The organism is Streptomyces sp. NPDC041191 (assembly GCF_055591945.1).
The window spans coordinates 329,923-342,544 of the sequence record NZ_JBVIZC010000007.1 but is presented as its reverse complement, the minus strand read 5'-3'; the positions used below and the strand labels follow the sequence as shown (position 1 = coordinate 342,544).

The 12,622-nt window shown below is 75.3% G+C and carries 10 protein-coding genes; 5 read left to right on the top strand and 5 right to left on the bottom strand.

Features of this window, described 5'->3' with window-relative positions:
* Window positions 1–89 precede the first annotated feature (89 nt).
* From ACZ6AQ_RS16745 to ACZ6AQ_RS16725, 5 genes are read left to right on the top strand one after another with little or no spacing between them, the layout of a single operon-like run.
* Window positions 90–1,925 (top strand): ABC transporter substrate-binding protein, encoded by a 1,836-nt coding sequence (locus tag ACZ6AQ_RS16745; RefSeq protein ID WP_468760472.1) that lies wholly within the window; start codon window positions 90–92, stop codon window positions 1,923–1,925.
* Window positions 1,926–1,928: 3 nt separating this feature from the next.
* Entirely contained in the window at window positions 1,929–2,990 is a 1,062-nt protein-coding gene (locus ACZ6AQ_RS16740) for an ABC transporter permease (RefSeq protein ID WP_468760445.1), read from the top strand.
* Window positions 2,987–3,967, top strand: coding sequence for an ABC transporter permease (locus ACZ6AQ_RS16735; RefSeq protein ID WP_468760444.1), 981 nt, complete (start codon window positions 2,987–2,989; stop codon window positions 3,965–3,967). The genes ACZ6AQ_RS16740 and ACZ6AQ_RS16735 overlap by 4 nt, the downstream gene beginning before the upstream one ends.
* Window positions 3,964–4,929, top strand: coding sequence for an ABC transporter ATP-binding protein (locus tag ACZ6AQ_RS16730; protein WP_388699590.1), 966 nt, complete (start codon window positions 3,964–3,966; stop codon window positions 4,927–4,929). The genes ACZ6AQ_RS16735 and ACZ6AQ_RS16730 overlap by 4 nt, the downstream gene beginning before the upstream one ends.
* On the top strand, window positions 4,926–5,954 hold the full coding sequence (locus ACZ6AQ_RS16725; protein ID WP_468760443.1) for an ABC transporter ATP-binding protein: 1,029 nt from the start codon (window positions 4,926–4,928) through the stop codon (window positions 5,952–5,954). Before ACZ6AQ_RS16730 ends, ACZ6AQ_RS16725 begins: the two co-directional genes overlap by 4 nt.
* 28 nt (window positions 5,955–5,982) lie before the next feature.
* Here the strand turns inward: ACZ6AQ_RS16725 and ACZ6AQ_RS16720 are convergent, their stop codons facing one another.
* From ACZ6AQ_RS16720 to ACZ6AQ_RS16700, 5 genes are all read right to left on the bottom strand, one after another.
* The gene (locus tag ACZ6AQ_RS16720; RefSeq protein WP_468760442.1) at window positions 5,983–6,951 is read right to left on the bottom strand and encodes a bifunctional riboflavin kinase/FAD synthetase; all 969 of its coding nucleotides are present in this window, start codon (window positions 6,949–6,951) and stop codon (window positions 5,983–5,985) included.
* Between the two features lie 31 nt (window positions 6,952–6,982).
* The gene (locus ACZ6AQ_RS16715; RefSeq protein ID WP_468760441.1) at window positions 6,983–10,708 is read right to left on the bottom strand and encodes a trypsin-like peptidase domain-containing protein; all 3,726 of its coding nucleotides are present in this window, start codon (window positions 10,706–10,708) and stop codon (window positions 6,983–6,985) included.
* 240 nt (window positions 10,709–10,948) lie between these two features.
* Complete coding sequence (truB, locus tag ACZ6AQ_RS16710; RefSeq protein ID WP_468760440.1) at window positions 10,949–11,848, bottom strand: tRNA pseudouridine(55) synthase TruB; 900 nt, start codon at window positions 11,846–11,848, stop codon at window positions 10,949–10,951.
* The gene (gene rbfA / locus ACZ6AQ_RS16705; protein WP_360312255.1) at window positions 11,845–12,285 is read right to left on the bottom strand and encodes a 30S ribosome-binding factor RbfA; all 441 of its coding nucleotides are present in this window, start codon (window positions 12,283–12,285) and stop codon (window positions 11,845–11,847) included. The genes truB and rbfA overlap by 4 nt, the downstream gene beginning before the upstream one ends.
* Before the next feature lie 30 nt (window positions 12,286–12,315).
* On the bottom strand, window positions 12,316–12,609 hold the full coding sequence (locus ACZ6AQ_RS16700; RefSeq protein WP_030217805.1) for a DUF503 domain-containing protein: 294 nt from the start codon (window positions 12,607–12,609) through the stop codon (window positions 12,316–12,318).
* Window positions 12,610–12,622 lie beyond the last annotated feature (13 nt).

Genomic DNA, 12,622 nt, shown 5'->3' with positions numbered 1-12,622 from the left:
GCAGACCACCGCTGATACACCTTCGCTTCACTCACCGTCAGCCCACGATCCACGACAGTAACTCCGACGCGAGGTCACGTCCCATGGTCATGGTCACGAAGGTCCCACCCCGCCCCGCTCCCGTCCGCAGGCTCCTCCGTCCGCTCCTCGCCTGCGGTCTCGCCGCGAGCTCCCTGGCCGCCGTCCCCGGTACGGCCGGGGCCGAGGACGGGAAGGCCGGGGGCACCACCCTCACGGTGGCGGTCTCGCAGAGCATCGACTCGCTGAGCCCGTTCCTGGCCCAGAAACTCACCTCGACGAGCATCCACCGGCTGGCCTACGAGTACCTGACGAACTACGACCCGAAGGACGCCCGCACGGTCCCGGGTCTGGCGACCTCGTGGACCCCCTCGCCCGACAAGCTGACGTGGACGTACACGATCCGCGGGGACTCGTTCTGGTCCGACGGACGGCAGGCCACCGCCGAGGACGCCGCCTGGACCTTCAACAAGATGATGACCGACCCGAACGCCGCCACCGCCAACGGCAGCTTCACGGCCAACTTCGAGAAGGTCACCGCGCCCGATCCGAAGACCCTCGTCATCCGGCTGAAGAAGCCGCAGGCGACGATGACCGCGCTCGACGTGCCGATCGTGCCCAAGCACGTCTGGGAGAAGGTCACCGACTTCTCGAAGTTCAACAACGACAAGCAGTTCCCCCTCGTGGGCAACGGGCCGTTCGTCATCACGGACTTCAAGGTCGACCAGTACGTCCGGCTCAAGCCGAACAAGAGGTTCTGGCGGGGGGCGCCCAAGTTCGACGAGCTGGTCTTCAAGTACTACAAGGACGGGGACGCCGCCGTCGCGGCCCTCCGGAAGGGCGAGGTCTCCTTCGTACCGAACCTGACGCCCGCCCAGGCGGCCGCCCTGAGGACCCAGAAGAACATCAAGGTCAACGACGCCCCCGGCCGCCGCTTCTACGCCCTCGCCACCAACCCCGGCGCGAGGGCCCGGGACGGGAGGACCTTCGGCAACGGCCACAAGGCGCTCCTCGACCCGGCCGTCCGCAAGGCGCTCTTCCTCGCGGTGGACCGGGCGGCCCTGGTGGACAAGGTCTTCCAGGGCCACGCCGTCGAGGGCGAGGGGTACGTCCCGCCCCGCTTCGGCACGTACTTCTGGAAGCCCTCCGGCGCGCAGAGGCGGGCGTACGACCCGGCCGGGGCGGAGAGGCTCCTCGACGCCGCCGGGTACCGGAGGAACGCCGACGGCAAGCGCGTCGGCAAGGACGGCCGGCCGCTCGACTTCCGCATCCTCTGCCACGCCACCGACCCGAACGACAAGGCGGTCGGCAAGTACCTCCAGGAGTGGTGGGGCAAGCTCGGCATCGGTCTGAAGGTCGAGTGCCTGGACAGCGTCTCGGACCCCTGGCAGAAGGGCGACTACGACCTCGCCTTCGACGGCTGGTCGGTCAACCCCGACCCGGACTACGTCCTCTCCATCCACACCTGCGGCACCCTCCCGGCCACGCCGAAGGACACCGGGGCCACCGACAACTTCATCTGCGACGAGGAGTTCGACGGGCTCTACGCGCGCCAGGCGGCGGAGTACGACGCGGCCGAGCGGGCGGATCTGGTGAAGCGGATGCAGTCCCGCCTGTACGACACGGGGTACATGAACGTCATGGCCTACCCGAACGCCCTGGAGGCGTACCGCACGGACCACATCGCGTCCATCACGACCATGCCCGCGGACGCCGGGAACCTGTGGGGGCAGGACGGCTACTGGAGCTGGTGGTCCGCCGTGCCCGCCGCGTCGTCCTCCGGGCCGGGGGCGGACTCCTCGCCGGCCGGGATCTGGCTGGTCGCCGGACCCGCCGCCGTCGTCCTCCTCGGCGCGGGCGTCTGGGCCGCCCGCCGCCGCCGCGCGACCGCCGACGACCGCGAGTAGCCGGTGACGACGACAGGCACCCCCGCCGACGCGGTACGGCCGGACGCGGCCCGTACCGCGGACGGCGCGTCCCGCGCCGGCGTCTCCCCCGGCCTCCTCCGCCACGCGGCGGGAAAGCTGGGCGGCGCGCTCGTCTCCCTCCTCGCCGTGCTCGTCACCAGCTTCTTCCTGTTCCGGATCGTTCCCGGCGACCCGGTGCGGGCGATGACCCACGGCGTGCCCACCTCGGCCGAGCAACTGGCGACGCTGAGGCGCCAGTTCGGGCTCGACCTGCCGCTCTGGCAGCAGTTCGCCGACTACTGCGCGAAGGCCCTGACGGGCGACCTCGGCACCTCCTTCCAGTTCCACGCCCCCGTGGGGGAGCTGATCGCGGCGAAGCTCCCGGCGACGCTGCTGCTCACCGGGGTCGCCGTGGTGATCTACTCGGCGCTCGGACTCTGGCTCGGCACCCGGTCGGCCTGGCACCACGGCGGGCTCGGCGACAAGCTGAACACCGGGATCGCCCTGACGCTGTGGTCGGTGCCGTCCTTCTGGCTCGGTCTGCTCCTCATCATCGTCTTCTCGGTCGGCGCGGGCCCGGTCCCCGGCCTCTTCCCGACCGGCGGCATGGAGTCGGGCACGGGCGCGACCGGTCTCGCGCACGTCCTCGACGTCGCCCACCACCTGGTCCTGCCGGTGGCGACCCTGGTGGCGGTCGGCTACGCGCAGACCCTCCTCGTCATGCGGTCCTCGCTCCTGGACGAGATGGGCGGCGACTACCTGACGACGGCGCGGGCGAAGGGGCTGCGGGACGACCTCGTGCGCCGCAGGCACGCCGTGCCGAACGCGCTGCTCCCGACCGTGACCATGGTCTTCATCAACCTGGGCCACGTGGCGGCCGGTTCGATCCTGGTGGAGACGGTGTTCTCCTGGCCGGGGCTCGGCGGGCTGTTCTACCAGGCGCTCAGCGTGCCCGACCTGCCGCTGGTGCAGGGCCTGTTCGTGGTCTTCGCCGGAGCGATGATCCTGATGAACCTGATCGCCGACCTGCTCTATCCGCTGCTCGATCCCCGGGTGGGCCGATGACCTCCTCCACGACCTCCGCGACGTCCGCTCCCGAGCCGCCTCCGGAGCCCTCCGCGAAGACCCTCCCCGGGCCCCCGCGGAAGGCCCCCTCGGCGTCGTCCCTCGCCCGGGAACGCCGCCGGGCGTCGGTGGCCCGCTTCTGGAAGCGGTACCGCGCCCACCGCGCCGGTCTGTACGGGCTCGCCGGGCTCGTCCTGACCGCCCTGCTCGCGCTCGCCGCCCCGCTGCTCGTCGGCGCCGGCGTGCAGTCGGTGACGGAGGCGCCGGGCACGGCCCTGGAACCGCCGAGCGCCGGGTTCCCGCTCGGCACCGACCGGTTCGGGCGCCCCCTGCTCGGGCTGCTGGTCTGGGGGGCGCGGGTCTCGCTGCTCGTCGGTCTGCTCGCGGCGGTCCTCTCGGTCGCCATCGGCACCCTGGTGGGGATCGTCGCCGGGCACTACGGCGGCCGGCTCTCGACCGTCGTCATGCGGATCACCGACTGGTTCCTGGTGATGCCGACGCTGGTCCTGGCGATCGTGCTGGCCACCGTGATGTCCCGTTCGCTGTGGACGGTGGTCCTGGCGATCGGGGTGACCTCGTGGCCGACCACCGCCCGTCTGGTGCGGGCGCAGACGATCGCGGTGGAGTCCCGTCCGTACATCGAGCGGGCGGTCGCGCTCGGCGGCGGCGACGGGCACGTCATGACCCGGCACGTGCTGCCGAACGTGATGCCGCTGGTCCTCGCGCAGACCACGCTCGGCATCTCGGCCGCCATCCTCACCGAAGCGACCCTCGCCTTCCTCGGCCTGGGCGACCCGACGGTGGTCTCCTGGGGCGGGATGCTCCAGGACGCCCGCGAGGCGGGCGCGGTCTCCTCCGGCCACTGGTGGTACCTGGCCCCGCCCGGGATCGCCATCGCCCTGGTCGCGCTCGCCTTCACGCTGTGCGGCCGGACCGTCGAGTCCGTGCTCAACCCGAAGCTGGGGGTGGGGCGATGAGCCTGCTCGACGTACGGGGTCTCAGGGTGACGTACGGGACGGGCGCGGCGGCCGTGCCCGCCGTGCGCGGGGTCGACCTGACCCTGGAGGCGGGGACGCGGCTGGGCGTGGCCGGCGAGTCCGGCTGCGGCAAGTCCACGCTCGCCCTCGCCCTGCTGCGGCTCCTCCCGGCCTCGGCGCGCCTGGAGGGCGAGATCCTGCTGGACGGCGAGGACGTCCTGGCGATGTCGTGGGGACGCCTCCGGGCCGTGCGCTGGGCGGGCGCGTCGATCGTCTTCCAGGGCGCGATGCACTCGCTGAACCCCGTGCGGCGGATCGGGGACCAGATCGCGGAGCCGATGCTCGTGCACGGTCTGGCGACCCCGGCGGCGGCCCGGGAGCGGGTCGGCGCACTCCTCGAACAGGTCGGTCTGCCCGCCGCGCGCGCCGCCGCCCACCCGCACGAGCTGTCCGGCGGGCAGCGGCAGCGCGTGATGATCGCGATGGCGCTGGCCTGCGGTCCCCGGCTGATCGTCGCGGACGAGCCGACGACCGCCCTCGACGTGATGATCCAGGCGCAGATCCTGCGGCTGATCGAGGGACTGGTCACCGAGCGGTCCCTCGGGCTCCTGATGATCAGCCACGACCTGGCGGTCCTCGCCGACACCTGCGACCGGCTCGCCGTGATGTACGCGGGCCGGATCGTCGAGGAGGGCCCGGCGCGGGCGGTGTACGAGGCGGCCGCGCACCCCTACGGGCGGGCGCTGTCCTCGGCGTTCCCCCGCATCGGGGACCCCGCGTCCCGGCGGGCGCCGCGCGGCCTGCCGGGCGATCCGCCGGACCCGGCCGCGCTGCCGGACGGCTGTGTCTTCCGTCCGCGCTGCCCGGTGGCGCTGGACGCGTGCGCGGAGACCGACCAGGAGCTGCGGGAGGCGGGCGCGGGGCGCCGGGCCGCCTGCGTACACGTGGGGAGCGCTTCATGAGGACGGACACCTCCGCGCGTCCGGGGGCGGCGGCCGGTCCGCTGCTCTCGGCGCGGGACCTGCGCGTGGTCTTCCCCGGGCGGCGGGGCGCGCCGCCCGCCCGCGCGGTGGACGGCGTGGACCTGGACGTCGGCACGGGCGAGATCGTCGCCCTCGTCGGGGAGTCGGGCTGCGGCAAGACGACCCTGGCCCGCTCGCTGCTCGGGCTGGTCCGGCCCACGTCGGGCACGGTCTCCTTCGACGGGGAGGCGCTCGCGTACTCCTCCGGGGCGCTGAAGTCGTACCGGAAGCGGGCGCAGCTCGTCCTCCAGGACCCGAGCGGGTCGCTGAACCCCCGGCACACCGTGTACGACGCGGTGGCGGAGGGGCTGCGGATCCACGGGTACGCGGGGGACGAGCGGGCCGCCGTCGCCGGGGCCCTCGCGCGGGCCGGACTGCGTCCGCCGGAACGTTTCCTCCTGCGCTACCCGCACGAGCTGTCCGGCGGGCAGCGGCAGCGGGTGGTCATCGCGGGCGCCCTGGTCCTGGAGCCCGAACTGATCGTCGCGGACGAGCCGGTGGCCTCCCTGGACGCGTCCGTGCGGGGCGAGATCCTGGCGCTGCTGCTGCGCCTGCGGGACGAACTCGGCCTGTCCGCCCTGGTGGTGACGCACGATCTGGGGCTCGCGTGGAACATCGCGGACCGGGTGGCGGTGATGTACCTGGGGCGGATCGTGGAGACGGGCCCGGTGGAGTCCGTGCTGACGGCGCCCCGGCACCCCTACACACGGGCGCTCCTGTCGGTGCTCCCGGAGTCCGGCGGCACCCCGGTGGTCCTGGCCGGCGAACCCCCGGACCCGTCCCGCGTCCCCTCCGGCTGCCGCTTCCACGCCCGCTGCCAGGTCCTCGCGTCGGGCGCGGCGGCGGCGGTCGCGGACCGCTGCCGGGACGAGGACCCGCCGGTCCTGCCCGGCGGCGGGGCGGGCGCGGTCGCCTGCCACTGGGCGGGAGGCGCGGCGGGCACGGCAAGCACGGAGAGGGGATGAGCGGTGCGGCCGGGAACGGGCCGCCGGGTCAGTCCCGGTGCGGGTGCTCCCGGTCGTACTCCCCCGTCAGCTCGCGGCAGCGCCGCACGTCGTCCGCCATCGCCCGGAGCAGACCGTCCAGGGTGTCGAACTTCAGCATGCCGCGCACGTACGCCAGGAAGTCGACGGCCGCGTGCAGCCCGTACAGGTCGAGCCCCTCGCGGTCGATCGCGTACGCCTCGACGGTCCGTTCGACGCCGTCGAACTGCGGGTTCGTGCCGACCGAGATGGCCGCCGGCATCCGCTCCCCGTCGGCCGTCAGCCAGCCGGCGTAGACGCCGTCCGCCGGGATCGCGGTGTGCGGCAGGGTCTCGACGTTGGCCGTCGGGAAACCGAGTTCGCGGCCGCGCCGGGCGCCCCGGACCACGACGCCCTCGACGCGGTGCGGGCGGCCCAGGATCTCGGCCGCGCCCGTCACGTCGCCCTCGGCGACGAGCCGGCGGGTGAGGGTGGAGGAGAAGGGCCGGCCGCCGCCCGCGGTGCCGCTGACGTACAGGTCGACGACCTCGACCCCGTAGTCGTAGGTGGCGCCGAGTTCGGCGAGGAAGGCGACGTCGCCCGCCGCCCGGTGGCCGAAGCGGAAGTTGGGCCCCTCGACGACGAGCCTGGCGTGCAGCTTGTCGACGAGGACCTTGACGATGAAGTCGGCCGGGGAGAGCTGGGAGAAATCGGCGGTGAACGGCAGCACCAGCACCGCGTCCACGCCGAGCCCGGCGATCAGCTCGGCGCGCCGGTGGTGCGGGGCGAGCAGCGGCGGGTGGCTGCCGGGCCGCACGACCTCGGAGGGGTGCGGGTCGAAGGTGACCACGACGGAGGGGACGCCCAGCTCGCGGGCGCGCTCGACGGCGCGTCCGACGATCAGCTGGTGCCCTCGGTGCACCCCGTCGTAGGAGCCGATGGTGACGACGCTGCGCCCCCAGTCCTGGGGGATGTCCTCCAAACCACGCCAGCGCTGCACTGTGACCGCTCCTCGTCCGCCTGTTCGCCGATTAAGCAGGTCTAAGACTGCCATGCCCCCGCCCGTCGGCACGCATCGGCATGGGGGTGCCGGGGCTCCGCAGCGCGTCCAGGGTCTCGATGCCGAGCAGCGGCGCCCAGTCGCCGGGGGCGGCGACGATCCAGCCGCCGAGGAGTTCGGTGAAGACGGGCCACTCGTGGACGAGCGCGGCCAGCGTCCGGTCGAGCCGCCCGGCGCCCTCGGGGGTACGGAGGTACAGGAGCCCGGCGCGGTGGGTGAGCTGCCGGGTGCGGGGCGCGCTGCGCCGCTCCGCGCCCTCGGCGGCGGCCTCCAGGAGGGCGTCCAGGACGGACAGCTCGCCTGCGTCGGCCTCGTACCGCTCGTGCTCCAGGAGGACGTCGAGCAGTTCGGCCCGCAGGTGGCGGGAGGCGCCGGTGCCGGGGGCGGCGAGCACCGGGGCGAGGGCGTGCCGGAGGGCGGCGGGGCGGCTCCGGATCAGGCCGGTGACCAGGGGGTGGAGGACGGCCCTGGCCTCCGGTCCGTCCTCGAGCCTGCGGTCCACGAAGGCGGCGACGTGCGGGGCGTCCTCGGGGTGGCGCAGGGCGCGGTCGCGGACGAAGGCCGCGACGCGGCGGGCGAGGGAGGGCGTGTCGATCCCGGCGAGGGCCCGCAGGACGGCGGCCGGTGTGGCGCCGGGGCCGTCCAGCCGCTCCCCGAGGGCGTCGAGGACCGGTTCGGGGTGGGTCGGGAGCGCCGCGAGGAGGGCGTCCAGGGGGACGCCGGGTTCGGTGCGGGCGCGGGGCAGGTGGGCGGCGCGGGTGTGCGGGTCGCGGATCAGGAGGCCGAGGGCGGCGCCGTGCAGGGCCCGGTCGCCGGGGCGGGCGAGCAGGGCGAGGGCCGCGTAGCGGAGGAGTTCGCGGTCGGCGGGGGCGGTGGCGCGGCCGGCGGCGAGGTGTCCGTACGCGGCGGCGGCGACGCGCCGCTCCGGTCGTCCGTCGTCGTGGGCCCAGCGGTCGACGGCCCGGCAGAGGGCGGAGGTCTCGTCCTCGGCGAGCGCGCCGAGGAGACCTTCGGCGAGCGGGTGCGCGGTGGTGACCAGCGCCTCGCACAGGTCGTCCACGGCGAGCCGCCGGTGGGTGTGGAGGAGCGCCTGGGCGGTGGTGGCGACGGTGGCGTGCGGGGCGGCGGGCAGCGGCCGTCCGTCGCCGAACCAGCGGCACAGGAGCGGCTGGACGCCCCGGGGGTCGGCGGCGAGCATCTCCGCGACGGCGTCGAGGCAGCGTTCGCCGTCCGGCGGGTCGGCGGGGACGAGCCGCCGGAGCAGGTCGATCCGCTCGTCCTCCCCGAGCGCGAGGCCGCGCCAGAACTCCGGCCCGAAGGCGGCGAAGACGGGGTGCCGGGCCGGGCGGGCGCCGATCCGGTCGGCGAGCAGCCGCAGGACGGGCAGGTAGGGCCGCTGGTCCGGCATCCGCCGGACGCTCTCCCCGAGGAGCCGTGCGGCCCACCAGGCGCCGTCCCCGTTCCGGTCGGCGTCCGCGAACCCGGCCAGCGCCTCCACCAGCGCGGCGAGCCTGGGCGCGAGCCCGGCCGGTCCGTGCTCCCGGTGCAGCAGCAGGAGCGCCTGGAGGACGGGCCCGATCCGGTGCCGGGGCACGGGCGGCTGCCCTTCCGGCCCTTCCGGCCCTTCCGTCGGCGCGGCGTCCCGCCGCGCGGGTACGGCGGGGCCGGGGCCGGCCGGGGCGGTGCGGGGGCCGACGGCGCGCGGGGCCGCTCCGGGCACGCCCGGGAGCGCGGGGGGCGGGGTGCCCGCTCCCGCCCGGTGACGGCCGGCCGGAACGGCGACCTCCGGTTCGGTGGCTCCCGGGGGGACGCCTCCCGGCCCGGTGCCTCCCTGCCCGGCGGCTCCCGGGGCGGTGCCTCCCTGCCCGGCGGCTCCCGGGGCGGCGGGGCCCGCGTCCGGGCGGGTCCCGCCGGAAGGGCCGGGTCCCGCCGGCGTCCCGCGGTGGGCGTGGACCAGGGCGTGCAGGGCCGCGTCCAGGTCGAGGTGGGCGGCCTGGAGCCAGTCGGCCGGCTCCTCGTGGGCGAAGCGGTAGCCGGAGCCGGCCGGGACGAGCAGGCCCTCGGTGAGGACGGCCGGGGCCCACCCCTCCCGCCAGGGGAACAGTTCCTCGAAGGAGGCCCGGTCGAGGACGCCGTGCCCGGGGCCGAGGCAGCGGCGGGCCGCCTCGTGGACCCGGCCGGTGACGCGCGCGGCGAGCCGGCGCACGGCGGTCCCCCGGACGAGGGGCCGGGTCCCGGCGGCGATCCGGACGGCGATCCGCAGGCACATCAGGTCCAGGTGGGCGGTGAAGATCTCCTCGCGGCAGGGCCGCCCCGGCACCTCTCCGGGCAGCGCGGCCCGGACCTCGGCGAGCAGCCGCAGGGCGAGCGGGTGCCGGGCGTCCGCCTCGGCGAGGTCCGTCGCGCGGAGCCCGTACCCCTCGCGCACGGCCCGGGCCTCCTCCTCGGTGTACGGGCCGAGGACGACGGCGGGCGGCCCTCCCCCGGTCGCCGCGGCGGGCCGGTGCGGGGCGTGGGGGCCGTAGAGCGCGCCGGCCCGCTCCCAGTGTTCGGGGCGGCAGGCGGTGACGAGCCGGACCTCGTGGGCGCGGAGCCAGCGTTCGGTGGCGGTGGTCCAGGCGGGGAGCCGGTGGGCGAGGAGCGGGGGCATCTCCTCGGGACCGTCGAGGACGACGAGGAGCGGCCGGCCCGCCTCCCGGGCGAGGGCGGCGGCCCGTTCGGGGGTCACGGCGGTGGTGTCGCCGAGCGCCCCGGAGGCGGCGACGATCCGGCCGGCCTGGTGCAGGGCGCGGCCGACGGCGTCGGCGAGGGAGCGGTCCCCGGCGCGCAGGTCGGCGCCGCGCAGCCGGACGGTGGGGGCCGGTTCCGCGCCCCGGGCGCGGCGGTCGCAGAGCGCGGCGAGGGCGGTGGTGCGGCCGGTGCCGGGGGCGCCGACCAGGGCGAGGACGGGGGCGTTCCCGGTGGTGAAGCGGTCGAGTTCGCGGGCGCACCCGGCCCGTTCGACGGGTTCGGGCCACGGGTCGGGGAGGCGCGCGGGTCCGGTGGAGGTGGCGGTCAGTTCCAGGATGCCGGCGAGGTTGAGGTCGGGCCCATAGGCGGGGACGGTGGCGGCGTTGCGGCGCAGCAGGTCGGCGAGGGGGCCGGCGGGCCGGAGCGGGACCGCGTACCCGGCGGTCGCCCGGGCGCCGCGGAGGGCGGTGCCGAGGACGGCGAGGACGGTGCCGGTGGTGGTGTCGAGGACGGGGCCGCCGGCGGCCTGTCCGCCCCGGCGGAGCGCCTCGGCGCCCTCGGTGCCGATGGCGAGTTCGAGGGCGTCGTCGAGGTCGTGGAAGCGGTCGGCGGCGGTGTACGTGACGGCGGCGGGGCCGAGGACGCGGGCCTCGCGCCAGCCGTGGGCCGCGATCCGGACGTAGGTGCCGGGTTCGATCTCGGCGCGGGTGGCGAGCGGCAGGGGGCGGACGCCGAGTCCGTCGCTGCGGACGAGCGCGAGCCCGCTCTCCGGGAGGGGGGTGACGGCCTCGGCCTCGGCGAGCCAGCTCCGGTCGCCCGGGGCGCGCAGCAGGACGCGTCCGAGTCCGTCGACGGCTTCGTGGCTGGTGACGACCGTTCCGTGGTGGTCGGCGAGGAAGCCGGTGCCGCGCGACCGGCCCGCCGGATCGCAGATCCGCACCAGCGTCGCCAGGTCCCCGCGTCCCATGCTGACGACGGTAAGGCCGCCGGTGATCACCGGACGGCGCACGACGCGTAACGCGCCCCCTTTCACTCCCCTTTCGCCCCGAGCGCCCGCCCGGTGGAGTGAATCCCCGTGACTTCGCCGGACGGCTCCCCTTCAGGAGGGGGACGCCGGGGAAAGGCGGTGGGGCGGGCACGCGCGCGTGCCCGCCCCACCGCCGGGACCGCCCGGAGCACTTCCGTGCCCCGGCGCCCGGACCACCGCTCAGCCGAAGACGGCGAGGCTCTTGGCCTTGCCCCGCTGGTCCTCGACCAGGGCGAGCAGCTTCCCCTCCGGTCCGTAGACCGCGACGGGCCCCTTCGGGTACTCCGGCATCTCCAGGCGGACGCCGTTGAGCAGCAGCCGGGCCCGCTTCTCGTCCACGTCCCAGCGGGGGAACGCCGCCGAGGCCGCGTCCGCGACCGGCATGACCGTCAGCTCCTCCTGGAGCTGGTCCAGGGTCCTGGCCGCGTCCAGCTTGTACGGGCCGACGCGGGTCCGGCGCAGCGCGGTCAGGTGGCCGCCCACGCCGAGCCCGGCTCCGAGGTCCCGGGCGAGCGCCCGGATGTACGTGCCGGAGGAGCAGACCACCGAGACGACCAGGTCCACGACCGGGGTGCCGTCCCCGGCGACGGCCTCGCGGATGTCGTACACCCGGAAGGAGGAGACGGTGACCGGGCGGGCCGGGATCTCGAACTCCTCGCCGCCGCGCACGCGCGCGTAGGACCGCTTGCCGTCGATCTTGATGGCGGAGACCTTCGACGGCACCTGCATGATGTCGCCGGTCAGCTCCGCCACACCGGCGTCGATCCCCTCGCGGGTGACCTTCGACGCGTCGGCCGACGCCGTGATCTCGCCCTCGGCGTCGTCGGTGACCGTGGTCTGGCCCAGGCGGATGGTGCCCAGGTACTCCTTCTCGGTCAGCGCGAGGTGCCCGAGCAGTTTGGTCGCCCGCTCCACGCCGAGGACGAGGACGCCCGTCGCCATGGGGTCGAGCGTTCCGGCGTGGCCGACGCGGCGGGTCTTCGCGATCCCGCGCATCTTGGCCACGACGTCGTGCGAAGTGAAGCCCGACGGCTTGTCGACGATGACAAGGCCGTCGGGCGTGGGGGGTGCGGTGCTCATTCGGCGGCTTCGTCCTCGCCCGGCTTCTTGTAGGGGTCGGCTTCGCCCGCGAAGGCGGCGCCCGAGGACGCCTCCCGCACCTGGGCGTCGGAGGCGCGCGCCTTGTCGAGGAGGTCCTCGATGGTGCGGGCGTTCTCCGGGAGCGCGTCGGCCACGAAGGCCAGCGTCGGGGTGAACTTGGTGCCCGCCGCCCGGCCCACGGCCGAGCGGAGGATGCCCTTGGCGCTCTCCAGGCCGGCCGCGGCGCTCGCGCGGTCCTCGTCGTCGCCGTAGACCGTGTAGAAGACCGTGGCCTCCCGCAGGTCGCCGGTGACACGGGTGTCCGTGATGGTCACGTGCGTACCCAGGCGGGGGTCCTTGATGCCGCGCTGCAGCTTCTCGGCGACCACCTCCCGGATGAGGTCTGCCAGCTTCTTCGCCCGCGCGTTGTCGGCCACTGGTCCTTCTCCTTCTTCGCCTTGCTCAAATCAGTCTTCATCAGTGTGGAGCCTGCGGCGCACCGACAGCAGCTCCACCTCCGGGCGGGCGGCGACGAGCCGCTCGCACCGGTCCAGCACGTCGCTGAGGTGTCCCGGGTCCCCCGTCACCATCGCGACGCCGATCTCGGCCCGCCGGTGGAGGTCCTGGCCGCCCACCTCCGCCGCGCTCACCGCGAACTTGCGCTGGAGCTCGGCGACGATCGGCCTGACGACGGAGCGTTTCTCCTTCAACGAACGTACGTCGCCGAGGAGCAGATCGAAGGACAGTGTCCCCACGTACATGTGTGTCCGGATG